This window comes from Blastomonas fulva (assembly GCF_003431825.1).
In the GTDB taxonomy this organism is placed as follows: Bacteria; Pseudomonadota; Alphaproteobacteria; order Sphingomonadales; family Sphingomonadaceae; genus Blastomonas; species Blastomonas fulva.
In genome coordinates, this window is record NZ_CP020083.1 from 158,122 (window position 1) to 183,622 (window position 25,501).

Annotated in this window: 22 protein-coding genes and 3 pseudogenes; 10 read left to right on the forward strand and 15 right to left on the reverse strand. The window is 61.9% G+C overall.

What is annotated here, in order from left to right:
* Nucleotides 1-26: 26 nt before the first annotated feature.
* Together B5J99_RS00770 and B5J99_RS00775 are read right to left on the reverse strand one after the other, a co-directional pair.
* Nucleotides 27-1,337, reverse strand: a complete 1,311-nt coding sequence (locus B5J99_RS00770; RefSeq protein ID WP_117351140.1) for a sensor histidine kinase — start codon at nt 1,335-1,337, stop codon at nt 27-29.
* On the reverse strand, nt 1,334-2,020 hold the full coding sequence (locus tag B5J99_RS00775) for a response regulator transcription factor (protein ID WP_211337857.1): 687 nt from the start codon (nt 2,018-2,020) through the stop codon (nt 1,334-1,336). The genes B5J99_RS00770 and B5J99_RS00775 overlap by 4 nt, the downstream gene beginning before the upstream one ends.
* A 134-nt stretch (nt 2,021-2,154) precedes the next feature.
* On the opposite strand from B5J99_RS00775, the gene B5J99_RS00780 reads away from it, so the two are divergent.
* From B5J99_RS00780 to B5J99_RS00805, 6 genes are all read left to right on the forward strand, one after another.
* Nucleotides 2,155-3,198, forward strand: coding sequence for a type 1 glutamine amidotransferase domain-containing protein (locus B5J99_RS00780; protein ID WP_117351142.1), 1,044 nt, complete (start codon nt 2,155-2,157; stop codon nt 3,196-3,198).
* Nucleotides 3,199-3,287: 89 nt separating this feature from the next.
* The gene (locus tag B5J99_RS00785; protein ID WP_117351143.1) at nt 3,288-3,956 is read left to right on the forward strand and encodes an ABC transporter ATP-binding protein; all 669 of its coding nucleotides are present in this window, start codon (nt 3,288-3,290) and stop codon (nt 3,954-3,956) included.
* Entirely contained in the window at nt 3,953-6,430 is a 2,478-nt protein-coding gene (locus B5J99_RS00790; protein WP_117351144.1) for an ABC transporter permease, read from the forward strand. Before B5J99_RS00785 ends, B5J99_RS00790 begins: the two co-directional genes overlap by 4 nt.
* Nucleotides 6,431-7,149: 719 nt before the next feature.
* Nucleotides 7,150-8,424 carry a glycosyltransferase gene (locus B5J99_RS00795; RefSeq protein WP_117351145.1) on the forward strand — a complete coding sequence of 425 codons (1,275 nt, stop codon included), beginning with the start codon at nt 7,150-7,152 and terminating at the stop codon, nt 8,422-8,424.
* A gap of 47 nt (nt 8,425-8,471) precedes the next feature.
* On the forward strand, nt 8,472-9,671 hold the full coding sequence (locus B5J99_RS00800) for a prenyltransferase/squalene oxidase repeat-containing protein (RefSeq protein WP_162892394.1): 1,200 nt from the start codon (nt 8,472-8,474) through the stop codon (nt 9,669-9,671).
* On the forward strand, nt 9,668-10,441 hold the full coding sequence (locus B5J99_RS00805) for a formyltransferase family protein (RefSeq protein ID WP_069050598.1): 774 nt from the start codon (nt 9,668-9,670) through the stop codon (nt 10,439-10,441). Before B5J99_RS00800 ends, B5J99_RS00805 begins: the two co-directional genes overlap by 4 nt.
* Here the strand turns inward: B5J99_RS00805 and asnB are convergent.
* The 5 genes from asnB to B5J99_RS00830 form a co-directional block, all read right to left on the reverse strand.
* Complete coding sequence (gene asnB, locus B5J99_RS00810; protein WP_117351147.1) at nt 10,429-12,297, reverse strand: asparagine synthase (glutamine-hydrolyzing); 1,869 nt, start codon at nt 12,295-12,297, stop codon at nt 10,429-10,431. The genes B5J99_RS00805 and asnB overlap by 13 nt on opposite strands.
* A gap of 228 nt (nt 12,298-12,525) precedes the next feature.
* Nucleotides 12,526-12,990, reverse strand: a complete 465-nt coding sequence (locus B5J99_RS00815; RefSeq protein ID WP_054134177.1) for a nuclear transport factor 2 family protein — start codon at nt 12,988-12,990, stop codon at nt 12,526-12,528.
* A 25-nt stretch (nt 12,991-13,015) separates the two neighbouring features.
* Nucleotides 13,016-13,291 carry a hypothetical protein gene (locus B5J99_RS00820; protein WP_117351148.1) on the reverse strand — a complete coding sequence of 92 codons (276 nt, stop codon included), beginning with the start codon at nt 13,289-13,291 and terminating at the stop codon, nt 13,016-13,018.
* Nucleotides 13,288-15,345 (reverse strand): 2Fe-2S iron-sulfur cluster-binding protein, encoded by a 2,058-nt coding sequence (locus tag B5J99_RS00825; RefSeq protein WP_117351149.1) that lies wholly within the window; start codon nt 15,343-15,345, stop codon nt 13,288-13,290. Before B5J99_RS00825 ends, B5J99_RS00820 begins: the two co-directional genes overlap by 4 nt.
* A gap of 75 nt (nt 15,346-15,420) precedes the next feature.
* Nucleotides 15,421-16,041 carry a glutathione S-transferase family protein gene (locus tag B5J99_RS00830; protein ID WP_069050602.1) on the reverse strand — a complete coding sequence of 207 codons (621 nt, stop codon included), beginning with the start codon at nt 16,039-16,041 and terminating at the stop codon, nt 15,421-15,423.
* Nucleotides 16,042-16,169: 128 nt separating this feature from the next.
* On the opposite strand from B5J99_RS00830, the gene B5J99_RS00835 reads away from it, so the two are divergent.
* A complete protein-coding gene (locus B5J99_RS00835; RefSeq protein WP_069050603.1) occupies nt 16,170-17,072 on the forward strand; it encodes a LysR family transcriptional regulator in 903 nt (300 codons plus the stop codon).
* A gap of 49 nt (nt 17,073-17,121) precedes the next feature.
* Here the strand turns inward: B5J99_RS00835 and B5J99_RS00840 are convergent, their stop codons facing one another.
* Nucleotides 17,122-17,358, reverse strand: coding sequence for a winged helix-turn-helix domain-containing protein (locus B5J99_RS00840; protein WP_082382173.1), 237 nt, complete (start codon nt 17,356-17,358; stop codon nt 17,122-17,124).
* Between the two features lie 212 nt (nt 17,359-17,570).
* Here B5J99_RS00840 and B5J99_RS00845 point away from each other — a divergent pair, with 212 nt between their 5' ends.
* Nucleotides 17,571-18,224 carry a CDP-alcohol phosphatidyltransferase family protein gene (locus tag B5J99_RS00845; RefSeq protein ID WP_117351150.1) on the forward strand — a complete coding sequence of 218 codons (654 nt, stop codon included), beginning with the start codon at nt 17,571-17,573 and terminating at the stop codon, nt 18,222-18,224.
* 65 nt (nt 18,225-18,289) lie between these two features.
* Here B5J99_RS00845 and B5J99_RS00850 read toward each other — a convergent pair whose 3' ends face one another.
* Nucleotides 18,290-19,912 (reverse strand): NAD(P)/FAD-dependent oxidoreductase, encoded by a 1,623-nt coding sequence (locus tag B5J99_RS00850; protein ID WP_117351151.1) that lies wholly within the window; start codon nt 19,910-19,912, stop codon nt 18,290-18,292.
* Between the two features lie 1,014 nt (nt 19,913-20,926).
* Between B5J99_RS00850 and B5J99_RS00855 the strand changes: the two genes are divergently transcribed.
* Complete coding sequence (locus tag B5J99_RS00855) at nt 20,927-22,072, forward strand: sensor histidine kinase (protein ID WP_117351152.1); 1,146 nt, start codon at nt 20,927-20,929, stop codon at nt 22,070-22,072.
* A gap of 85 nt (nt 22,073-22,157) precedes the next feature.
* Here the strand turns inward: B5J99_RS00855 and B5J99_RS00860 are convergent, their stop codons facing one another.
* From B5J99_RS00860 to B5J99_RS00880, 6 genes and pseudogenes are all read right to left on the reverse strand, one after another.
* Nucleotides 22,158-22,553, reverse strand: a complete 396-nt coding sequence (locus B5J99_RS00860; RefSeq protein WP_117351153.1) for a DNA-binding transcriptional response regulator — start codon at nt 22,551-22,553, stop codon at nt 22,158-22,160.
* The gene (locus B5J99_RS00865; RefSeq protein ID WP_162892395.1) at nt 22,520-22,888 is read right to left on the reverse strand and encodes a response regulator; all 369 of its coding nucleotides are present in this window, start codon (nt 22,886-22,888) and stop codon (nt 22,520-22,522) included. The genes B5J99_RS00860 and B5J99_RS00865 overlap by 34 nt, the downstream gene beginning before the upstream one ends.
* Nucleotides 22,889-23,149: 261 nt before the next feature.
* Nucleotides 23,150-23,488, reverse strand: coding sequence for a helix-turn-helix domain-containing protein (locus B5J99_RS00870; RefSeq protein WP_342768919.1), 339 nt, complete (start codon nt 23,486-23,488; stop codon nt 23,150-23,152).
* Between the two features lie 221 nt (nt 23,489-23,709).
* A pseudogene (locus B5J99_RS19735) lies at nt 23,710-24,048 on the reverse strand (IS66 family transposase); the annotation flags it as partial.
* Nucleotides 24,049-24,096: 48 nt separating this feature from the next.
* A pseudogene (gene tnpB, locus B5J99_RS19740) lies at nt 24,097-24,300 on the reverse strand (IS66 family insertion sequence element accessory protein TnpB); the annotation flags it as partial.
* Between the two features lie 26 nt (nt 24,301-24,326).
* Nucleotides 24,327-24,767, reverse strand: a complete 441-nt coding sequence (locus B5J99_RS00880; protein ID WP_245991699.1) for a transposase — start codon at nt 24,765-24,767, stop codon at nt 24,327-24,329.
* 53 nt (nt 24,768-24,820) lie between these two features.
* Between B5J99_RS00880 and B5J99_RS00885 the strand changes: the two are divergent.
* Nucleotides 24,821-25,408: pseudogene (locus tag B5J99_RS00885) on the forward strand (IS66 family transposase); the annotation flags it as partial.
* Between the last annotated feature and the right edge of the window lie 93 nt (nt 25,409-25,501).

Consider the following 25,501-nt stretch of genomic DNA (forward strand, 5'->3'; position numbering starts at 1 on the left):
CGGCGATCTTTGGTCGTTGGAGGCCATCATCGTGGGCCATGCCCCAAGGGGGCCCCGAGTTCGAGACGGAAATGTGCGCCCTTGCGGCTATCCCCGGCCTCGCCGACGACCAGCCCGATCCCCGCCGCATCGCACAGGCGCCGGGTGATATCGAGCCCCAGGCCGCTGCCGCTGCTGCGATCGCCCTTCTCGAAGCGAGCAAACGGATCGGTACCCGGTTCGAACCCGGGGCCGTCATCCGAAATCGACAGTGTACCGTTTTCGTATCCGATCACCAGCTGTCCGGTCCCGACATGCTGGAAGCAATTGCCGATCAGGTTGTTGAGCACAAGCTGCAACGAGGTGGGGTGCGCAAGGACGGCGGCGTCGCTATCGATGCCGGTCGCAACCTCGATCAGGCTGCCGGGGTAGCGCAGCCTGGCCCAGGACACGGCCTTGTCGATCATCGCCCGCAGCGCCACGCATTCCTTGCGAACGCCCTCGTTTTCGCGCGCCAGCGCCAGCAGCTGATCGAGCGCCAAGACCATGTCGGTGGTCGCCGTTTCAATCCGGCGCAAGGGTTCGGCAAGATCCGATGGAAGATCGCGGTTGAGCGCGATGACCTCGGCGGCTCCGGAGATGACCGCCAGCGGCGTGCGCAGTTCGTGGCTGGCATCGCGGGTAAAGGCTCGCTCGCGTTCGACAAATCCGCCGATGCGCGCAAACGCCTGCTCCAGCGCTTCTGCCAGCGTCCCGATCTCATTGGCCGGATAGTCCCTTACATGAAGGATCGGTATCGCCGACTCTGCGCGTGCGACATCGTGCGCCAGCGCGCTGAGCGGCTTCATCGCCCGGTTGACCAGCCACCATCCGAACGCGGCCATGACCGCCGCGATGACGAGGCTGAGCCCGGCCAGCAGCACGATGATCGAATCCCGATAGGGGCGAACCAGCAGATCCTGGCTGACTTCGATCACCGCCACCGCTGGCGTCCGCCCCGCACCCGGCCTGCCATCGGCTGGATCGAAGCGCTGGACGTGGTAATGGCGTCCCTTGCGACCATAAAACTCGCTCTGCCGGGGATTGGCGGCAAAGTCCTTCCGGATATCCGGTGGCAGCGGCTGGTCTTGGCGATAGATGGTGACGTCGGGGTTGGCGGGTGTCGCAAGTGTGCCCGACCTGCGCCAGGCGGCCGTCTGGTGCGCGACCTCTTCGGCGAGCACGTCGCGAAACAAGCGGTCTTCGGTGGTATAGGCGATACCGAAGGCGGCGAGGCCGAAGATCGCGCTTGTCGCAATCACGCTGCCGATGATCGTGAGAACGATCCGCCCGCGCAGGCTGTGTCGACTCGCGCTCATGGCACGACCTTGAGGCGAAACCCGACACTGTGCACGGTCTCGATGATCGGACGGTCGAATGGCTTGTCCACCACCTGGCGCAGCAGGTGCAGATGCGCACGCAGCGAATCGGACGAGGGCGGATCATCGCCCCACAGCCGCAATGTCGCCTCGTCCCGGCTCACGGGATTGGGCCATGCTTCGGCCAGCAGCAACAGCAGTTCCCACAGCAGCGGCGTCAGACGCAGCAGCTGCCCGTCCCTCGTCGCCGTGCGCGCCTGCCGGTCGATGGTCAGCGGCCCCACCGAAAAGCAATGCAGCTGCCCCAGTTGCGGCCGCAGCGCCAACGCGGCAACCCGCGCGGCAAGCTCTGCCAGCGAAAAGGGTTTGACCAGATAATCATCGGCACCATGCGCAAATCCCGCCAGCTTGTCGTCCAGCGTATCGCGCGCGGTCAGCATCAATATCGGTATTCGCCGGTCTGCGCGGCGACGGATCTCGCTGCAGACGCTCAAGCCCCCCCGATTCGGCAGGGCGAGATCGAGCAGCACGATATCGACCGGGCGGACCAGCGCCTCGCGCAATCCCGCTTCCCCGTCTGCGGCATAATGCATCCGGTGCCCGAGCGCCTCGAGATAGTCGATGATGTTGCTGGCCAGATCGGGGCTGTCCTCCACCAGCAGAATGTCGAAGCTGTTGCTCAAGAGCAGTTTCCCGGCTGTTGCCTCCGCCCCTTGGCGCCCCCCGTGTCAAAAGAACGTCAAAAGGCGTTTCACATCCGCATGACACCTGGTGTGCGAAAGGCGCCAGCATCAACAGACGATCGAAAGGGTATAAGATGCTGCTGCGGATAACAACGATGCTGACGTGCACGCTCGCTTGGCTGGTTTTTGCGCCTGCGAATGCCACCACCAGCCAGTACAACCGTGTCCTGCTGGTGATCAGCGGGCATGGACAGGAAGAGGGCAAGGTGCGCCCCGGCTTCGAAATGGACGAACTCACCCAGGCCTATGCCGTGTTCGTGGACAATGGCCTGCAGGTCGATATCGCAAGTCCCGCAGGCGGGGCTGTCGTCGCAGACAAGTTCAATCGCGACAAACCCTACAACCGGCGTTTCCTGGCCGACTCGATGGCCGCAGCCAAGCTGACCGCCACCCGGTCAATCGCAAGCCTGGACAAACAGGACTATGCGGCGGTCTTCATCATCGGCGGCAAGGGCGCAATGTTCGACCTTCCAGTCGACGTTCAGCTCAAGGCGCTGCTTGCAAGGACCTATCAGGCGGGCGGCGTCGTTGGCGCCGTCTGCCATGGCCCTGCAGTGCTGATGAACGTCTTGCTGCAAGGAGGGACGTCGCTGCTCGAAGGGCGGTCGGTCACCGGATTTTCGAACGAGGAGGAAGCGCTGTTCGGCAAGGGCTGGGCGCCGGCCTTCCCCGTGCTACTGGAAAACGGATTGCGCGGCTCGGGCGCAAAATTCAGCGATGCCCCGATGATGCTGAGCCATGTCGTCACGGATGGCCGGCTGGTGACGGGGCAGAACCCCTATTCCACTGCAGCGGCGGCAGAAGCAGTGATCAGGGCCATGGGTCGGACGCCTGCGCCGCGCCAGCCATGGGCCGACGAACGGAGCATATTGCTGCTTGGGCAGATGCTGAATGGCGACGCGGTGAAAGCGCGCGCGGCGTTCAACGCGGACCCGACGCTCTATGATGTTCCGCTGATCGCGATGTGGGGGTTCTTCCGCGCGCAATCGGCGGGATCGGACCGCGGCGTGCTGACCAATGCGGTCGACGTCATGGAACTGGCGCTGCCCCATTTCAGCAGGCCCGAACTCGTCTCTGCCATCGCAGAGGCGCGCAACACGCTTGCCACGATGCCATGACGCGGTGGCGGCCGAGCCGTCACCCACCCCGTCGCACCCTGGCCCGACGCGCCCCGGGGTGAAGGCCGGATCAACTGCAGGAAAGCAATATGCCCGACACGCCCGACACCATAGAGCTGAACGCCATCAGCCATCATTTTGATACGGCAAGCGAACGGATCGAGCTGTTCAAGGGGCTTTCCTGCACGATCCATGCGGACCAAACCCTGGCCATCGTGGGGCCCTCGGGCGCGGGCAAGTCCAGCCTTTTGGCGATTGCCGCGGGGTTGGAAAAGCCCGCGGGAGGCACCGTGCGCTTCATCATCCATGGCGCGGATGTCGACGCGCAAACGATGCGGGCCAATTCCGGCTTCATCTTCCAGCAGTTCCATCTGATGCCCGAGCTCGACGCGATCGGCAATCTGGCGTTGCCGCTCAGGCTGAAGGGAAATCGCGACGCGTCCGATATCGCGGCACTCTGGCTCGAGAAAGTGGGGCTGAAAGATCGGGCCCGGCACCGCCCCCACCAATTGAGCGGCGGCGAGCAGCAGCGCATTGCCGTGGCACGCGCCTTTATTACAGCTCCAAGATTTGTCTTCGCGGACGAGCCGACCGGCAATCTGGATATCCACACATCCCAGGCCGTGGCCGAGCTGATGTGCGATTGCGCGCAGGCGACAGGGTGCGGTCTGGTGATCGTGACCCACAGCAGGCAATTGGCACAGCGTGCCGGCGCGAGCCTGATTCTGGCGGCCGGACGGCTGGAGGAAGCCGCATGAACGCGCTTTGGCTCGCGCTGGAAAATGGCTGGCGAGATCTGCAACAGCAGCACGGGCGGATAGCCCTGGCAACGCAAACCGCATTGCTCTTCTTCCTCATGACGCTGTCGCTCACGAGCGCGTCGATCCAGAGCTATCTGGCCGACAATCTCGATCAGATGCTGGGTTCGGACCTGGTGGTTGAAAGCCATTCGGCGCTGACACGCGATAATGAGCGCGCCCTCGGACGCCTGGCGCCCAGGCTTTCGGTGACCAAGATCAGCGACATAACCTTGACGCATCAGGACAGATGGGCCCGCGTCCAGCTGAAACGGGTGGATGATGCCTATCCGTTGCAGGGCAAGCTTCAGATCGGCGACACACCGGTCGCGCGCCAGCGTGCGGTCAGCCGGGGCCCGGGGGTCGGGGAAATCTGGCTCGAATCCAGGCTGGCGACGAAATTGGGGATGCAGCCTGGCGACACTCTCGTCATCGGCGGCACCCGGCTGCGGCTCGGCGCCATCCTGTTTCACGAACCCGACCGCATCATGGAAGGCCATGGCACCACGCAGCGGGCGATGGTGCACAGCCAGAGCCTCGACGCAGCATCGCTCGCCAGCAGCAAAGGCCGCACCCGCTATCTCGTCACCGCGGATGAAGAGCAGCAACGGGCGATCGAAGAATGGGTGCGCACGGCGCTGCCCGGTGCAACCGTGATCAGGAAAATCGGCGGTCAGCATCCGCTAGCAGGCTTCTGGCAGCGCACCGAGAATTTCCTTGGCCTTGCCGCCGTCATCCTGGTGTTCATGGGCGCCGTGGCGCTTGACATGACCACCCGCCGCTGGCTCGCCAGCATGCGCTATCGGCTGGCGCTTTATGCGAGCTTCGGGGTCACCACTCGGACCGGTATTGCGATGGCGCTGGGGCAATGGTTGGCGGGATTCATCCTCGCCGTGCTGCTGGGCACCCTGCTGGCGACGCTGGCGTACGTGCTGATCGTCGGACAGCTGCAGGAGCAGTTTCCAGGCCTTGACGCGGCGTGGCACTGGCTGCCCGCCCTGAAGACGATCGGTCTTGTCTTCGTGCTGCTGCTGGCGCTGCAGGTACCCAGCTTCCTCCAGCTGCGCCGCGCCTCGCTGCTTTCGCTGATCCGCAACCCCGCCGAAAACAGCTTTGTGTGGCACCGGCTGTTCTGGAGCATAGCATCGGTCACGCTGCTGGCCGCCGTCTATTCGGACAACTGGCTGCTGACCGGTATGACGCTTGCCGCGATCGCAGCGGCGCTTGTCCTGATGGTGGCGCTGACCTGGGCCGTCATCCGGCTGGGTGATCTGTGGGGGCGCCGCCGCGCAGGCCTGCTCCCCTTTGCCTTTTTCATCACGCGCCAGCGCCTGTTCGCCAAATCCGCCCAAGTGCTGGGCTTGGGCCTATCGGGACTGCTGCTGCTGTTCACGCTGATGCTGATGCGCGACCTGGGCACGACGATGGAGCAATATGGTCGCAGCCATGATGGCAATCTGATGATTTCCGAAGCCGGTGCGGACCAGATTGCGGGAATTCGCCAATGGACGACGCAGACCGGCAGCAGCGTTCGCGCACTGCGCCCTTTCGTGTCGGCCCAGCTTGTCGCCGTGAACGGCGCAAGCCTTGCCGAGCTTGGCGACAAGCCCAGCGACACGCTCGCCACGCTGAAGGATCCGATCCGGCTGAGCTGGGCGGGAGCCATGCCGCAGAACAACCGTCTCGCCGGCGGCAGGTGGTGGTCGGCGGACACGTCGAACTGGCGGCAGATTTCTGCGGAACCTGAAGTGATGACAGACATGGGGCTGGGCTATGGCGACACGCTCACCTACCAGATCAACGGCAAGCTCTATGCGTTTACGCTGGTGGCTAGCCATGCCTACCAGCCGGGGCATGGATCGATCACCTTCTGGTTCCAGGTTCCGCTGGCCGCCAGGGCGCAGATCGAGGCCCCGACGCTCTATATGGGCAGCATGGAGCTGCCGGAACAGGCTTGGGATGCGCTGGCCGGACTGTGGCAGCAATATCCCAGTCTTGCGCTGGTCCCGCTTCGCGAGCTGACCGAACGGTTCGACCGGACGCTCGGGATCGTCACCAGTCTGACCAGCGGCTATGCGGCCATGGTGCTCCTGCTGGCGCTGTTCGTGCTCGCAGCATCGGTCAGCGGTTTCAGCGCAGACGACCGCCAGAAGAACGGCCTGCTGATGAGCATGGGGGTCAGCAAGGCCGACTGCCTGAAGCTGAGTTTCTACGATTGGAGCGTCACGGCCCTGATTGCCGCGATGGGCGCCATCGCGGGGACCTGGAGCGCAGGGTTGCTGATCTATCGCAGCCAGTTCAACCTCACCTACAGCCCGAACCTGGTCTGGGTGGCTGGCATGGTGGTTGCGATGGTGGCAAGCGTATGCCTGGTGGGTTTCATCGCCTGCCGCCAGAGCCTCAACGTTTCCGTGCGCGAACTTATGACATCCTAGACGACAAACCTCCAAGTGGGGCTACCAGCGCGGCAGGTGAGCACATTGGCTGGGTGTGCGCTTTTGTCCGCGCTCGGGGATGCTCCCGCGCATGCCCTCTCGTTCAACAAGATGACGTGCGGAAATTCTGCGCAGCAACGCTGACCGGCATGCTGACATAGTTTGACAGCCCATTCCAATTAACCGAATCCGGGCCCTCATATTCAAATAGTCATGAATGTTTGAAGATAGCGAGATTTCAGCATTGTGATCCCGTTTTGAAACAGGGATTTACCGATAGATTTTTGCTATTGATCTCATCTGCAACTTTCTATTTTTTTATCGGTAAAGTGGCAGATATTACACGGCTCATCCGGATCCTGCAGGTCGAGTTCCCACCTCGTCATGCGAACATCTCGGTCGCGGATTCGCGCTGGGATAGGATACTGGGTGATGCTTGCATCGGATCGGGTCGCAGCCGGAATCCATGGGGCATCACCCACGTTTTTTGTTCAGCCGCCTCTTCGATGTCGTCCAAATAGTTTGGGTAGACCGATGTGTATTGCGGCCAAGCCACTATTTGTTCTTCGAAGGCTTCATCGTGACCGGCGGCATTTCAAATTCAAAACCTAAAGAATGGCAAAGTTTGAAACATTGAGCACAGCAAGCCACATCCGCGTGCCCGTCATGGAGCTCCAATCCTCTAAATCACCTGTCAGTTCCTGACAGGACGCGGATCGATGCCTCATCGCATCTTGCTTGTTGCAGGGTTTTTCCCGCCATACTCCCCGCTGGGTGCAGTGCGGGCGCCGATGCTGGTGCGCTGGTGGCGCGATCAGGGCCATGATGTGCGCGTGATTGCGCTGGAGAACCCGGCGATCGCCGGCCAACTGGATCACTGCCTTGCACCAGAGGCGGTCAGGTACATCCCCTTCGGCCAGGCAGCCCCGCCCCTCGTACAGACGGTGGGCAGCGTCAAGAAGCTGCTGGTCAAACGCGAGAGCCGCTCCAATCGCTATCTGGCAAGCCTCCAGACGCTCTATCGCCAGATCGTCCATTTTCCCGACCGGTATCACAGCTGGATCAAGCCGGCGGTGGCGCAGGCCGTCGCGATGGCGGAAGAATGGCAGCCGGACCTCATCTACTCCACCGCACCACCGCATTCCGGCCATGTCGTGGCCTGCCAGATCGCGCGGCGATTGAACCGGCCGTGGCTTGCCGAACTGCGCGACCTCTGGGCGGGCAACCCCTATAACGATGGCCACCCGCTGTTCGATCCGATCCAGCGGCGCCACGCCTGGGGCACCCTTGCCCAGGCGGCGGGCCATGTCGCGCTCACTCGCGGTGCAGCCAGTCGCGTCAGCCGCGCGCTCCGTCGGCCGGTGACGCTGAGCTATAACGGCTTTGGCGCGGATGATTTCGCTACCCTCGACACCGTGTCCGCGCATGATCCTGACCGGCTGATCATCGTCCATGCCGGAATCATCTATGCCGGTCAGCGCGAGCCGACCGTGCTGCTGGCGGCCCTGGCCAAGCTCGATGCCTCGGTGCGCGCACGCATCCGGGTCGTTTTCTTCCACGACGAGGAATCGGCGGTGGTATCGGGCGCCGCGCATTTCGGCGTCGCGGACTGCATCGAGCTGCGTCAGCCTGTCCCGCGCCGCGACATCCTGAAGCTTGAGCGCGAGGCCGATGTCTTGCTGCTCTGCCGCTGGAACGACCCGGCCGAGGACTCGATCATTCCGGGCAAGGTCTTCGAGTACATTGGCGCCCGGCGCCCGATCCTGACAATCGGGTCGGATACCGGCGAAGCAGCGGATATCGTGCGCGCAGGACCCTTTGGCGTGGTGATGACCCATCCGGACGATATCGCTCGCCAACTGGTCGAATGGCTGGCGCAAAAGGACGCCCATGGCGGCCGACTGCCCGATCTGCCCGAAGGTCCGACCCATACCTATCTTCGCGAAACCCAGTTTCAACAAGTGGATGCAGCCATTGCCGAAATCCTCCGTTAGCCCGGCCTTGAGGCCCGTACTCCATGGGTAGGGGCATGCTTTCCGCCTTGAAAACTGTTGCCCGCGACGTGCTTGATTGTCGGCTCTGGGTTTCCGGACACGGCGCCTATCTGCTCCACCAGGTCAGCGGTCGTGGCTCGATCGACGAGGCTGGCGCGCACGATGACGCGGCGATGCGCGCTGCCGCCCGCTGGCTCGCTGCCGCACAGGACAGCCAGAACGATGGCGGCTTTTCAGGGCGTTACAAGCTCGCGCGCGGGTGGTCATCCAGCTACCCGGAAACCACCGGCTATATCATTCCCACCCTGCTGAAGCTTGCTGACCTATGGGACGAGCCGGAATGGCACGACCGTGCGGCGCGGGCGATCGACTTTCTGCTGGGCCTGCAACTGCCCGATGGTGCCTTTCCCGGGGGAGAGGTGCTGGAAAACCGCACTAGCCCATCGCCGTTCAACAGCGCCCAGATCCTGCATGGGTTGACCCATTGGGCGCGCAGCACGGGCGACACCCGCGCTCAGACCGCTGCTGCCCGCTGCGCGGCGTGGCTGATGTCGGTGCAGGACGAAGACGGCGCCTTTCGCCGCCATTTCTATCTGGATGTCGCTGCAACCTATGCGGCTCATCTGAGCTGCTGGCTGGCTGAATATGGCGAAGCCTTTGGCGACAGCGCGGCACTGGCCAGCGCGGAACGGCATCTCGACTGGGTTCTTGCGCAACAGGACAGGGCAACCGGCTGGTTCGACCTGGCCGGATTTACCGACGACCAGCATAGTGGCCGAACCGCCTATACCCACACCATCGCCTATACGGTGGCCGGTGTCCTGACGAGCAGCCTGATCCTGAAACGCGAGGACGGGATTGCCGCGGCGCGCCAGGCTTCCGAAGGGATCATGCGGCGGCTCGAACTGTCCCGCTGGCTCCCCGGGGTGCTCGACTGGCGCTGGCGCGAGGTGGAACACCCGCAATGCCTGACCGGCAATGCCCAGATGGCGCTGATCTGGTTTGCCCTGACGCGGCATGAAGGCGACTGGCGCTTTGCAAATGCGGGCTTCAAGGCGCTCGACCTGGTCAAGCACGCGCAGCTGCGCGACAATGTGAACCCGGGACTGGCCGGAGGGATCGGCGGATCGGACCCGGTATGGGGCAGCTACATTCCCAAGGCGCTGCCCAATTGGGCCGCGAAATACTTCATCGACGCCCTGATCGAAAAGCGCGCGCTGCTGCAGGCGGCCGGCACGCCGCCATGAAGATCGCGCTGCTCACGCATCGGCATTCCTTCAAATGTGCAGTGATCGGCTCCGCGCTGGCGGCGCGCGGCGTGCAACCCGATGTGATCGTCTGCGAGCAACCACCTCTCGCGCCCGCCGGAGCACGGCTGCGCCAGCTGATCCTGGAGCGCGGACCGCGGGGCCTGACGGACAAGCTGCTCTCGAAGTTCGGCACTCGACGCGAGGACGGGACAACAGAGCCGGGCCATTCCGGCCAAAGGCTGGATGCGGCCAGCTATGCCGCGCAGCACGCCATCCCGCTTGTCGACCTGCCCGACCTTGCATCTTCGGCATCGCTCGATCGGCTTCGGGCAGAAGCAATCGACCTGATGATCCATTCAGGCGCCGGCATATTGCGCGCGCCGCTGCTCGCTCTGCCGCGGCTTGGCGTGCTCAATGCGCATATGGGGGTGCTGCCACGCTATCGCGGGATGAATGTCGCCGAATGGGCAGCGTGGGAAAACGGCCCGCTGGGCGCCACGCTGCACTGGATCGATCCCGGCATCGATACCGGACGGATCATCTCAACCGTCCCTGTCGCCCGGCAAGGCCTGCGCGATGTCGCCACGCTGCGCCACGCAGTGGATCAGGCCCAGACCGCAGCGCTCGCGGATCTGGTGGCACGGATGGTGGCGAGCGGTGAGCCGCCTGCGGCGACACCCCAGCGGCGCGAGGATGGGCGGCAGTATTTCACCATGCATCCGCTGATTGTCGAGGTGCTCGAACAGCGCCTGACTCAATCGGCATAGGCTGCGCACCAGCGATCGAACATCGCGATACCCCACAGTTGTTCCAGCGCACGGCGTTCGTTGGCGCAGGCGCGCGCGACGATCGGCTGAAGGTCATCGAGCGATATCCAGTTGTGGAATTCCCGGCTGACCGGAACATAGCCGCCTGCATCGCGCAGCCGCTCGGCAAACCATGGGAATATCGGCAGCGGGAAACCCCGCTTGGGCGCATTCAGCACCGCGTCGGGCAGGCGCGTGGCGACAAAATCACGCAGCACCGCCTTGGTGCGGAATTGTCCATGCGCGCCGATCCTCGCCTCCATCGGCGTCATCTGGCACCATTCGACCAGCGGCAGGTGCAGGAAGGGCACCCGCGTTTCCAGCGATGCCGCCATGGCCATCTTGTCCGCCTTCATCAGCAGATCCTCGACCAGCCAGGTGCCGAAATCGGCCTGCTGGCTTTGCGCCAGCGGGTTGACCGTATCTGCAAGGCTATACCAGCCCTGCACCAGATCGAAGCTGGGCTCCATCGGCGGACCTCGCCAGAACGCCGCCTTTTCGGCATCACTGATCGTCCAGCCGATGTGCGCGGCCATACCCCGGCGATAGGCGCCAGGCCCCCCTTTCGCCATCGCGCGCAAGATCGATGCGCGATCGGGCGAGACGAAACGCGCGGCCAGACCCAGCAAGGACCGGGGCACATGGCCATAGCGCCGCTCCACTTTGGCCAGGGTGGCAAGGTCGGTTGCGCGGGTATAGCCAAGCAGCAGCTCATCCGCGCCTTCGCCCGACATCGCGACCTTTACATGCTCGCTCGCCTTGCAGGAGAGCAGATAGAGCGCAGCGCCGGTCGCATCGCCATAGGGCTCGTCAAAGGCGCGGACCACATCGTCGAGTGCATCGAAATAGTCGGCCCGCGCCATGCGGATTTCATGATGCGTCGTGCCGAACCGCTCGGCAACGGCGCGCGCCAGCGGCAATTCGTCATCGCCGCCCGCGCCATCGCCGCTGATCGAGAAGGTGTGGAAATCGCGATGGCCAAGCTCGCTCGCCGCCGCCACGATCGCCCCGGAATCGAGCCCGCCCGAGAGAAACGCGCCAACCGGCACATCGGCCGCAATAATGTGGCTGTCGACCGCTGCGATGAACTGGTCGGCAAATTCGCGGGCATAATCCCGCCCCGGCTCGAGCGCCCCGGGTGTCAGATCGACACGCCAGTAGGTTTCGATGGTCTGGCGGCCATCGCCAAGGTTGCGCCTGAGCATCTGGCCTGGGCCAAGCTTGCCGATGCCGGCCCAGATCGTGCGATCAGGCGCCATGAAGCGGAGGGACAGATAGTCCCAAACCGCCTGCGGATCGATCGCAGGCCGGCCCGGCAGCGCAGCGAGGATCGCCTTAATCTCGCTGGCAAAGAGGAATTCGCCGTCATGTTCCGCAATATAGAGCGGCTTGATGCCGACCTGATCGCGCGCGAGGATCAGCTCGTTGCTGCGCGGATCATGGATCGCAATCGCGAACATGCCGTGCAGGCGGGCAAAGGCCGCCACCCCTTCGGCATGATAGAGATTGAGGATGACCTCGGTGTCCGATCGGGTCCGGAAGACATAGCCTCTGGATTCAAGCTCGGCGCGCAAAGACTGGAAATTGTAGATCTCGCCGTTGAAGACAATGGTGACGCCATCCGAAGTCATCATCGGCTGGTGACCGGTGCTGAGATCGATGATCGCCAGCCGCCGCATCGCCAGGGCAAGCCCAGGCGCAAGATGCACGCCAGCATCGTCGGGCCCACGGTGGACGATCGCCGCGTTCATGGCGGCTATACGGCTTGCCAGCCGATCCGGAGCGTCTGCAGATAACAGTCCAACAATGCCGCACATCGCCCGATACTTAGCGAAAAACGGTTAGCAAAACACTATTCGATGCATCGCCCCACGTGTTTCGGAGTCTCATCCTACAGCTAACCGATCGAAGTCATGTAATCGCGCCGGGTTGTCCAGTTCCCGGCAGAAAGGCAATTCGCCCCGGGCAAACCAGAATGCGGCTCCTGCAAGCCAGAGCCCCAGCGACCGTCGTCCAGCCGCAACCGGTGATTTGGCCTTTTTTTCTCACAACCCCAGATCGTCGAGGCCCGGATGATCATCTGGCCTGCGGCCTAGCGGCCAGTGAAATTTGCGCTCGGCTTGCGTGATCGGGTGTTCGTTGATGCTGGCAAAGCGCCTGGCCATCAGGCCGTCTGCGTCAAACTCCCAGTTCTCGTTGCCATAGGCGCGGAACCACTGGCCGCTGTCATCATGATATTCATAGGCATAGCGAACCGCGATGCGGTTGCCGCCGAATGTCCACAACTGCTTGATCAGGCGATAGTCGAGCTCGCGGTTCCATTTGCGGGTCAGGAATGCCTCGATCTCGGCATGGCCTGTCGGGAACTCGGCGCGGTTGCGCCATTGGCTGTCGCGCGTGTAGGCCAGAGTCACCTTGGCAGCGTTGCGGCTGTTCCAGCCATCCTCGGCCAGGCGGACCTTCTCGCGCGCGGAATCTTCTGTGAACGGGGGCAGAGGCGGACGGGACATCGGGCAGTTCCTTTTTGGCTGAAACTCAATGGGACACCATGGGAGCGCGAGCAGCGATCATGAGCGGTTCGTTGCAAGGGCTTGCGCATTCCATTGCCCTCGCCATCTGACGAAAGCCGCTTTTCTGGACGGAGGGCCCGCCGGGGAGCAGCATCAGCAGGGCAATGGCGGCCATCAGCAGCGGCAACAGACCCTTTTTGTTTGCGCCAGGTGTCGGTCGATCTCCCAGTTGCGGGTCGATCAGCACCATGGCCTCTGCCGAGAGGCCGAGGTGCAGGTTGGCATGCGGGTCGCAGGTCATAGTTCGATCTCCAAGGCTTCGCTGCCATCGGCGGGAACCGCCGAGCAGACCAGGATTTCGCCGGGACCGACCGGCGCGGTGGGTGGAACGGGATAGGCGACCTTGCCCTTGAGCAGCCGCACCGCACACGATCCGCACGATCCGGCGCGGCAGCTGTGCTCGGGCTTCAGCCCGCGCGATTCTGCCAGCTCGAGCAACGAACCGCTGGCGGGCTGCCAGCGCGCTTCCTTGGCCGATGCGGTGAACACCACCGTGACGCTGGTGGCGGAGGGTTGTGGAAGCTGCGGAACGGCTGCGCTCTGGTCCGGCCTGCGGACCAGAGCGGACGGACCAAACGCCTCGGCATGGATGCGCGCGTCGATGACGCTCAGGTCGCGCAGGCCGTCGTACAGGTCCTGCATAAATCCGCCCGGGCCGCACAGATAGAAGTCGTAATCGCCAAAGGGCAGGATCTGGCGGAAAGTGTCCGCCGTCAGCCGGCCCACACCATCATGGTCGCGGCCAGTGCGCTCATGGGGGCCCGGCTGGCTGACGATGCGCACAACCCTGACTGCGCCCTGCGCTGCGGCGACCAGCGTATCGATCTCGGCATCGAAAGCGCGTTCCGCCCGGTTGCGCGCGGTGTGGATCAGCCAGGTCTGGCGAGTGCTGCGGGTACGCAGCCCCTCGAAGACGACCTGCCGCAGCATCGCCAGCATCGGCGTGATCCCGACACCTGCAGCGACCAGCACTGCCGGGCGGGTGGCTGCAGCATCGATGGTGAAGCCACCTGCGGGGGCCTTGGCCTCGATAACACTGCCTTGCCGCACATGATCGTGCAAGAACCGCGAGACACGGCCATCGCGCTTCACACTGATGCGATAGCCGGCGTCGGACGGCGCGCAGGAAATTGTGTACGTCCGCAAGGTCGGGTCGGTATCGCCCGGCAGCGTGACCCGGATCGGCAGATGCTGGCCCGCCTTATGGGCGATCAGCCCCTTGCCGTCGTTCGGCATCAGATGGAACGAGCGGATCGTACTGCTTTCGTCGACGACATCGGTGACCACAAAGGGCCGCCAGCTTCTGGCGAGAGCTTCGGCCTCGATGCGCCGGGTCGCGGTGTCCCAGTCTCCCGTCATCAATGCATTGGGCGACCAGCCGTTCGTGCGCATCGCCCAGCGCAGCGCCAGCGCGCCGCGCCGCAGGATGATCCGGCGCGGGCTGAAGGTCCACAGCCGCTCCGCGCCTTGGAAGGCCGAAATTTCCGGAGAGTCCAGAATGACCTCAGCCGTGCCGGTCATCTGCACGACATCTCCTGTCGCAAAATTGGTAAAAATCAGGCCGGCGCGCGGATTGACCAGGATGTTGCCCAATGTGTTGAAGAACAGGTTGCCGGCAAAATCGGGAATGGTGAGCGTGCCGCCCGGATCGATCCGCACGAAGCCGCTCTTGCCGCCGCGGTGCGACACATCGACCTGACGGCCCGCATCGGTATCGACATAAGAGGCGACGAAGAAGGTGTCTGCGGCAGCGACGATTTCACGGGCCAGGCCGTCGAGGACAACCGCTTCCTCGCGCTGGGCCTGCGAGGGGAGCGCAGGATCGCGTACGAAGGAAAAGTCGCGCAGCTGAATGTATTGGGGGCAGTTGCCGTAGCTTTGAACGACCTCGACACGGTGCCCATCCGCGCCGGTGCGGCGCAGCGTGCCGTTCATCCGGTTGCGGCGGCGGGTATGGAGCTCGATCCCGAGCAGCCCCACCGCATCGCCATCGCCGAGCCCGGCATCTGCCGGGTCGAGCGGGTCGCGCTGCAGCGCAAAGTCCAGCGTGCGGGGATCGGGCGAGGACACGAAACCGGGATTGCCCACCGCCAGTGTCGCCCAGGCGTCTCCCTGCGGATCGACCGCGCCCACCACGATCACCGGCAGCTGCTCATAGAAGTCGCGGTGCTGATCGGGCATGAAGTCACGCACGATTTTGCCCCCGATTGTGGCCATCCGATCGGCGGCGCCGACCGTCTGCTGCATCGCCACCTCGCCTGCGTGCCAGGGTGCTTTTGGATCGGTGGGTGTCATGGCGAACTCCTCTGGCGACGCGGGAAAGGCGGGCTGGCAGCGTGTTCGGGGGGCGCTGCCAGCCCGGCGGGACGATCAGGCGGCGATGCGCAGCCCTGCGACGGTGCGCTGGAAGGGCGCAAACCCTTCGAGCGCCTCGATCCGGCGCAACCAGGCGAGGACCTGCGGATAGCCAGCGAGATCGACATTGCCCTCGGGCGCGTTGGCGATGTAGCTGTACAGCGCGATATCGGCGATCGTCGGCTGAGCGGCGCCGATGATCCAGTTGCGCCCCTTGAGTTCGGCATCGATCTGGCCCAGCACTGCATGGGCGCGCGCAATGACTTCCTCAGCGTTGAACTTCGCCCCGAACACGGTGATCAGGCGGGCTGCGGCCGGGCCGAAGGCGATCTGTCCGGCGGCGACCGACAGCCAGCGCTGAACAGCGGCCGCGCCCTCAGCGGTATCGGGCAGCCAGTCGGTGCGGCCGAACTTGCGCGCGGCATACACGAGGATCGCATTGGAATCCGCGATCACGGTGTCGCCGTCAATCAGCACCGGCAGCTGCCCGAAGCGGTTGAGCTGGAGAAATTCGGGCTTCTTGTGCTCGCCTGCAGCGAGATCGACCACGATCTCTTCGACGTCTGCACCGATCAGCGAAAGGAACAGGCTGGCGCGGTGCGCATGGCCGGAGAGCGGGTGGGTATAGAGTTTCATCTGGCATTCCTTCGGTTGGGGGCCGGTCGAACCGGATGCCCAAGAGATACGCTTATCGCGCGCTTGGAAGAATGACCGGCGAATGAAAGAGACTATTCCATCTGACGAAACAATGCTAAGCACCGGCAGTGGATCGATTGCATGCCATGCAGGTGTTCGCCGCCGTCGCGCGCAGTGGCGGCTTCGCGGCGGCCGCGCGGCAGCTGGGAATGAGCCCACCTGCGGTGACCCGGGCGATCGCGGCGTTGGAAGACCGCATCGGGACAAGGCTGTTCAGCCGCACCACCCGCAGTGTCTCGCTGACCGAGGCGGGGCATCGCTATCTGGTCGATGTCGAGCGGCTTCTACAGGAACTGGACGATGCCGAGGCTGCAGCGCAGGGGCTGCATGCCTCTCCGCGGGGGTTGCTCACCATCACTGCCCCGGTGATGTTCGGCCGATTGTACATCGCGCCGATCCTGCTCGACTTCCTTGACCAGCATCCCGATGTGACCGGACGGCTTCTGCTGCTGGACAGGGTGACCAACCTGCTGGAAGAGGGCATGGATGTCGCGCTGCGCATCAGCCATCTTGGCGATTCGAGCATGGCCGCCATCCGTGTCGGTTCGGTGCGGTCGGTGATCTGTGCGTCGCCCGACTATCTCAAGCGCCACGCCGTCCCCCAGCATCCCGGTGACCTTGCCGCTCACCGTCTGATCGTCGCGACAAGCTCTCTCGGCATTCAGGAATGGCGCTTCGGCAAGGATGACAGCCTTGCGGTGCGCATCAACCCGGCGCTGGTGTGCAATTCCAACGCCGCGGTGGTCCAGGCAGTCGAGAGTGGTTGGGGAATCAGCCGGCTGCTATCCTATCAGGTCGGCCCGTCGATTGCCGCAGGCCGCATAAGGCTGGTGCTGGAAAGCTTCGAACGCGCCCCTCTGCCCGTGCATCTGGTCCACCTCGAGGGCAGACGCGCCTCGGCGAAAGTTCGCGCCTTCATCGATTTTGCCGCCAGCAGGCTGCGTAGCGATCCGGTGATCAATCCTCGCTAGGTCCGCAGATTACCCACTTTCTTGACAGGAGCTGCCAGCAGCAGCGGGATCAGGTGGACAGGATCGGGGAAGAACGAAGCGCGCGCGCTCTTGCTTCGATTGCGATGCGATAGCCGACGCCAGGCTTGTTGATGATCAGCCTGCAGCTGGCAGGATCGGCCTCCACCTTCTTGCGGAGTGCGCGCACGGCGACACGCAGATAATCCAGATCCTGCCGATGCGCCGGTCCCCAGACATGCTCGAGGAGGTTTTCGTGGGTGATCACCCGTCCGGGTCTGTCGGACAATGTCCGACCGCTTTGGCGCCACGATCAGGCCCTCGCAGCCGGCAACTGCAAGCCAGCATTGTGACAGATTTTTTACGTCAGCCTCGATCTTTTCGCCAATTGTCCTATAGCCCCCTCTTGGTGCGCGGCGGGAGGCACGAACTTACCAAGGACTTTTGAATGACCGTAACCCTTTACTCATCTAATCCGCCAGCTTCTACACGGCAGCGGCCATGAGCGCCGTAAGCCGGATACAAGGCAATCTGCTCGCGGCTGCTGAACGCAGGCTGCTCAACTGGCTGTGCGCGCGCCTGCCTGCATGGGTGTCTCCCGATAGTCTGACGCTGATGGGATTTTGCGGCGCATTGACCATCTTTGCAGGCTATGGTCTCAGCCTGTACCGGATCGAATGGCTTTGGCTGGCGATTGCCGGATTCTTCATCAACTGGTTTGGCGATTCGCTGGATGGCAGCCTGGCACGCTACCGCAAGATCGAGCGGCCAAATTACGGCTACTTCATCGATCACAGCATGGATGCCTTGTCCAACCTGATCATCGTCGTGGGCCTGGGCCTGACTGCTTTCATTCGCATGGATGTCGCGATGTTCGCGCTGGGCAGCTATCTGCTGTTATCGATCCACACATTTCTGGCGGCCCGTGTCACAGGCGAATTTCGATTGTCCTATCTGGCTGCCGGACCCACCGAATTGCGGCTCATCCTGATCGCTATGAGCCTGGCGATGTTCACCACACGGCCGACAACGGTGATGGGCACGGGCCTTTCCCCATTTGATCTGTTCATCACTGCCATGGGCGCAGGGATGATGGTCCTGTTCATCGTCCAGACTGCGGTCACCGGGCGCAAGCTGCACGCACTGAGAAAATAATCCCGGTTAGAGGCGTCCAAGGCCACACTTTCAGGACAGTGCGTGCCGACGCGACCTGGATGCTTTCAGGCGTCTCGCAGGCTCATTGCCACCGCCTCGGCAATCTTGATCCCATCGACAGCGGCCGAAAGGATCCCCCCGGCATAGCCCGCACCTTCGCCTGCTGGAAAAAGCCCCAAGGTGTTCAGGCTTTGAAAATTGTCACCCCGGGTAAAGCGGATCGGGGATGACGTGCGGGTCTCGACGCCAGTCATCAGAACGTCGGGGTGATCATAACCCGGAATCTGCCGACCGAATACGGGAAGCGCCTCGCGCATCGCGACGACGGCATAGTCGGGCAGGCATTGCGCTAGATCCGTCATGTGCACGCCGGGTTTGTAGGATGGAATGACCGACCCAAGCGTTTGAGAGGGGCGACCCGCCAGAAAGTCCTCCAGCCTTTGGGCCGGGGCCTTGTAGCTCGATCCACCCGCGACATAGGCCAGCGACTCCCAGTGGCGTTGCAGCTCTATCCCTGCGAGCGGATCGCCCGGGAAGTCGCGCGCGGGATCGATCGCGACCACCAAGCCGGAGTTCGCGTTGCGCTCGTTGCGTGAATACTGGCTCATGCCGTTGGTGGCTACGCGGCCTTCTTCGGACGTCGCAGCGACCACGGTGCCGCCGGGGCACATGCAGAAGCTGTAGACCGTCCGGTTATTACTGCAGTGGTGCGAAATGTGATATTCGGCTGCACCGAGAATGGGGTTGCCTGCATCGACGCCGAAGCGCGATCTGTCGATCCACGATTGCGGGTGCTCTATCCTGACCCCGATTGAAAACGGTTTGGCCTCGACATGGACCCCGGCGGCATGCAGCATCGCAAACGTGTCGCGCGCACTGTGGCCGATCGCCAGCACGACATGATCGGCCTCCAGATACGCACCGGTGCTCAGGTGGACGCCGCGAACCCGGCGATCGCCCCTGGAGTCGATGGCAATGTCTATTCCATCGACGCGGCTTGAGAAGCGATATTCGCCGCCGAGCTCCTCGATGGTCCTGCGCATGCTCTCGACCATCGTCACCAGCCGGAACGTCCCGATATGCGGATGCGCCTCGGTCAGGATCTCGGCCGGTGCCCCGGCCTTGACGAATTCGGTCAGAACCTTGCGGTCGCGATTGCACGGATCCTTGATCCGGCTGTAAAGCTTGCCATCGGAGAATGTGCCCGCACCCCCCTCCCCGAATTGGGCGTTCGATTCCGGATTGAGGACCCCGCGTCGCCAAAGGCCCCAGGTGTCATTGGTCCGCTCACGAACGACCTTGCCCCGGTCGAGGATGATGGGTCGAAATCCCATCTGGGCCAGTATCAGCCCGGCGAAAAGGCCGCATGGCCCTGCGCCGATGACCACGGGCCGCTTCGAAGTGCCGCTTGCAGGTGCCTTGGCGACCAGATGATAACGAGGGTCCGGGGTGCGCTGGACGTTGCGATCCTTGCGAAAGCGCGCGAGCACCGCGGTCTCGTCCTTCACGTTCACATCGACGGAATAGACCAGCTGGATGTTGGCCTTGTCGCGCGCATCATGCCCGCGGCGCGCAACGACGTGGCGAATCAGATCGCGTGGGCCGATCCGCAGCCGCTTGCAGATGGCGGCGGGCAGCGCTTCGTCCGGATGATGGAGCGGCAGGGTGAGTTCGGTGATGCGGAGCATTGTGCAACGTTAGTAGACGGATGGCACAGAATGCCAATCACTCATGTGCAGCCTGTCGCAAACGCATTGTGCAGCAGAAGAATGGCCAGGTAACACCTCCGGGCCTGAGCCAAAGTGCTCGAAAATCCGCCGAAGCGCCGCCATGTCGTGCTCATCCCGGGCAGTCTCGATGGCATCCGCAGCACAGCGCCCATGATGCCGCGACCAAGCATCTCCCCGCACGCCTGCCTGGTGCATCAATAGCCGTGGTAATGGCCGACCTGATCGACAATGGCTGTTGAACACAGCGGCTGGGCATATGGGGGAAGGATGAGGCCGGGCCGGATACCGGATCACGCGAAAACAAATCGACGCCCTGACAGGATCGCAGGATGGCAACGCTATCTGACCAGGTTGGGTATCTCAAAGAGCATGACAATCATGAGCATTGGATGCTCAGGGAGTTGCATGACAGAAGGGTCAACCACATAAATGTCGGCTTCACCGAGGTTTCAGGTAGTCGCCCTGGCGGAGAGGGTGGTTTTATGAAGTTAAGTCTATGTATTTGATAATATTTTTTAATTAAGCCAGTCAACCATGTAGTCCCACGCACAATTCCCTTAGTGAACAATCGTACGTCAAAACCGAGCTTTATCTATGCCAGAATACTCTTTTGTTGTCGATGACTTTCTATAGCTTCCGCCTGCCAACCGTGAACGCGTCATCGCCCGTGATCTGCTTAACGACCGCTGAGTCTACATCAGATTGAAGCGACATACCGGCTGTAAACGGACCACGCAGATTGGGCGGTCGCGTGGGTGCGCAAATGGCCGCTGCAGCCTTGGCATTTCTGGCATCCCGACGAGCTAACTCGAGCTGGTCCATGATGGGCTAGTCAGTGTGAGCTGTCGATCTGAGTGCCATCCATCGCCTAAAGGCGTGAGCGCGCGGATGGTATTATCCTTATAGTTCGAGTTGGTGTAGTCAGCTGATTGCAGGTGGGATCAAAGATAGAGCTTCGGGGAGGCAAACACGATGGACCACGCCCTCACGTATGGGGACTACATGCCGCACGGCATGTGTCTACTTTGGGAGCCTTGGCTCGTCACATTGTGGGCGGGCTCAGACTTGCTGATTTTCCTAGCCTATACGGCCATCCCGATTGCACTGCTGACTATTTTGCGTCGCCGTACTGAAGTGCCTCACGCGGGCGTGGTGGCCCTGTTCGCGTCATTCATCCTGCTCTGCGGCCTTACCCACCTGATGGGAATAGTAACACTCTGGTATCCAATCTATCCTTGGGTTGGTTGGATAAAACTTGCCACGGGCGTTGTATCGATGACGACGGCGTTCGCACTGTTCAGAATGATTCCGGACATAGTTCGTCTGCCCTCACCGGCAGCCCTGGCAGCAGCGAACGAGAGCCTAAATGCAGAGATAGCCGCACACCGGGAGACATTGGCGTCGCTGGATCAACAAGTACGGGAACGGACCGCGGAACTGGAAAAGGCGACCGCGGCGCTCGCTGTCCAGGCGCGGGAGGCGGTCCATCGCAGCGGCAATCTTCTGACTGTGGTCCATTCTCTTGCGACGCAATCAGCGCGAGGATCGCGCTATACGGACCAGTTTCTTGCATCATTCCTGGGGCGGGTTCAAACACTGGCAGATACAACACGTGCAATCGCCAAAAGCGATAGTTCGTCGGCAGAAATCGTACAGGTCGTAGCTTCGGGGCTAGCAGTACTCCACGAAACTTATGGAGGCAGGATTACCTCGCGCGGCCCCGCACTGACGATTGACCCGGTGGCTGCTCAACAGCTCAGCCTCGCCTTGTATGAGCTCACGACAAATACCCAAAAGTACGGTTTGGGCGCATCAAATTCTGCAGAGGTCGAAGTCCGGTGGACCGCCGACAGCGAAAAATTCGAATTCGAGTGGCGGGAAAGTGGGATCGACTTGACTGCGCTTGAGGCTTCAAGCTCAACGGAGGGCTTCGGCTCCAAGCTTTTGATGCGGATTGTGCCCAGGATGCTTAATGGTACCGCGGAGCGGACCTTTCAGTCGGGTGAGATGATCTACCGATTGGCGGCCCCTATCTCGGCTGTCGCCTTACACAAAACCGATGAATCGGGCGGTCAGCTTGCCGCGCGCATCATCGATACCACCTTTGGCCTCGATTGACGCGCGGTAGTGCCGATACAGAGTGGATTGCAAAGGTGTCCGCGCTAAGATTCTCGCATTCAACCTGCGCGATGCCGCGGCAAACTTAGCGCCGTGTGGCAGCCAATAAACGCTTTATGTGCGCCACCACGCTTTCAGGATCATAAGGTCTTTGGAGATGCGGGCCATCATCACACAAGTGGCCTGCAGCCTTCGCGGCCCTATCGACGTTCCCAGCCAAAATGATGTCGACGTCTGGGTAGTGCTCCTTGACCCACATCCGCAATTCGAATGCATTGAGTTCGCCTGACAGCTCGGCGTCGACCAGCATTGCTTGAAAGCTTGTTGCACCTTCTTCGAGCGCTATGATGACCTCGTCGGAGGTCGCAGCTTCGAACACCTTGTAGCCGCAATGTCGAAGATATTCGGCCAACCCGTTCCGAATCAGAACGTCAGGATCTGCGACAATCAGGCAAGGTGGGTCTGCGAGTTCTTCTGCCATGGATCCCCGATCAGCCTTTCGATCAGCGCCGCAAGTGCCGGCAAAATATAAGGCTTAGAATGAAATTCGTCTGCTGGATAGCATTCGGAGATGGACATATGGGCCGAACAAACGACGACAGGTCGCCCTGGCACCAGCATTTTTGAGTGTTCCGCAAGCTCGATGCCATCAACCCCACCGGGCATATGAACATCAGTTACCATCAGATCGATGCTCTGGCCTGAATTGAGAATATCGAGCCCTTCACGGCCGTCACCCGCCTCCAAGACGTGATAACCAATATCTCGCAGAAAATCGGCTAGTGTGAATCGGATGATAAATTCGTCTTCGACCAAAAGTATCGTCTTGGCGCCCACCCTCGGCTCTCCCCACGTGGCGCCTCGAGCAAGTTTACTCTCCGGCTTTCCCCAATTTGAACTTAAACGTCGCCAGCGCGTCGATGTTCCAAACTCTTGGTCCGTTGCACTGGGCTATCCGTATTGGGTGCAAACGAAAGGCCCCGAAAGCGGCTCTCGTTGCAGTCATCGCGAAATATAAAGAATTAGGGCAACCGCCTATATCCCCTTCCCCACATCATTCAGTCGACCTCGCGATGGCTAAATTGGCTTATGGGGTGGGTAGGTGTCGGAGCCGGGTTTGCCCCCCCTAGCGCGATGCCGTTCAATCAATTCTCTAAGACTTTCAGTCAGCACGAGAGTGGCCGCTCCCACCTTGACAATCTCAATCTCGCCACGGGAAATGAGAAGGTATAGGGTGCTACGGCTGATGCCGGTGAACCGGCAAGCGTCTGGAACTCGCATGCTGATTGGTTCAGTCACAAGTGCTGAGGATGGCGGTTGGGGTATGAAAGACATAGAAACACCATTGAGTAAGACGCATGAGACCGAAATGTAAATGAGTACGTCGGTTGATCTGATCGCCCAAATATCCAGCATCTTGTCGACCAATGCCACAAGACATTTCTAGCCTAGACTAGCCGATACTACGATTACGATCTGATGGATTGAGGTATACTATCTGGTGGCATGCTCCGCTACATGCTCACTTCGATCACGTCGTCTAGCTAGAAACGAAGCAAGGTTTTGTTTGAAAAGTCATGCTCAGGAGATTTCATATTTAATCGCGCCATTCGTGGTATTGAAAGTAAGCGCTGTGCTCAGCCCACGTCGACCCAAGGCATCAGCTCGCCGACGCAGTTTGCGGGATGATCATTGGCGAGCTTGGTGAGTGTTTCGGTGAGCCAGGTTTGCGTGTTGATGCCGGCGATCTTGCAGTTCTCGATCGGCGTGGCGATAACCGCCCAGTTGTCGCCGCCTTCGTCGGAACCGGCGAACAGGGCGTTCTTGCGGCTGAGGGCCAAGGGTCTGATCGATCGCTCGATGATGTTGGTGTCGAGCTCGACCCGGCCATCATCAAGGAAGACGGTCAGCCCGTCCCAGCGGCTGAGCGCGTAGCGTATCGCTTCAGCCAGCTTACTCTTGGCGCTGACCAATGCGCTGAGTTGGGCCACCGTAACGCACATCACACCGTCTTGGATACCAGTCCACTTGAAGCCTCCGGACTCCAACCTTTTGGCCATCAGGCACAGGCCGGTGCCGTCCCACCAGACCAGCTTGATCCGGTCATCACGCTTTGCACGGAAGACATAGATCACCCCGGAATAGGGACCGCCGCCATACTCAGCGCTGACGAATGCGGCTGGCGCGTCGGGACCTTTGCGCAAATCCACGGGTCGCGTTGCCACCATCACCCGCGCGCCAAGACCAGGACCGATCAACGTTGCACCTGAAGAACCTGAATCACCGCTGCAGCCAGTCCGGGGCTCGCTGCTCGTTCGATCCGTACCAAGGCACCGCCAAGCTCGACCTCAATCGCTACATCGTTCGACTTGGCCTTGGGACTGTCGGCTACGACCGGCACGAACATCGGTGCATGATCGCCGTCATTATCGGTAACTTGGCCGGCTGCCACTGCGTAGCAGAGCTCTCGCCGCCAAGTGTAAAGCAATGCTGTCCGAATGTCGTGCTGCCGCGCAAACGCGGCGATGTTGTCGCAACGCTCCAGCTCAGCGACAATTGCCAGCTTCTGCTCCAGCGTCCAAATAAGCAGTCGGCCAGCCATGTCGCGCAGAACATCGGGACGACCAATAGGCTCCCGAGCCACTCCAATGCGGGTGTCTAGTGCGCTCGTAGGGTTGCCTTCCATCCAACCCATGGTCTGCCTCAATCAACCAAGGATGCAAGGTGGGCAGAAAACAGCGCTTACGCTTTGCCAATGCCCGTCGCAAGTTCCCCGATCTCGCCAATGTCGAGGGTGCTACGCGCCACAAGAGCTGGGGCCAGCGCAGCAGCATAATCTATCCGATTGCGCTTGAGGCCGTGCGGCAGCTTGATGCGCTGTTCGACATCGAGCGCACCATCAATGGCAAGACACCAGCAGAGCGGCTCGCAGTCCGCCAGGACCTCAGCGCGCCGCTGATGGCAGAGCTCCGCACCTGGCTCACAGCTCAGGTCGCCAAGCTGTCACGTGGCCATGATTTGACCAAGGCCTGTCTCTACATGCTCAAGCGTGGGGACGTGTTCGCCCGCTTCCTCGACGACGGCCGCATCTGCCTCACCAATAATGCCGCCGAGCGCGCGCTGCGCTGCATCCCGCTTGGCCGCAAGGCTTGACTGTTCTGCGGGTCAAGTCGCGGTGGGCAACGCGCTGCCGTTATCTACACGCTCATCCAGACCGCGAAGCTCAACGATATCGACCCGCAGGCTTGGCTCGCCGATGTCCTCGCCCGCATCGACGATCACCCAGCCACCAAGCTCGATGATCTCCTGCCCTGGAACTGGCGGCTTTCCCGTTAAGGACGGATCGAGTTTCTCATAGAATCCACGCATGCAATGCGGCCCAGAACCCGGACGGATCGAGTCACCTCTTGCCCGAACGATCGAGCAAAA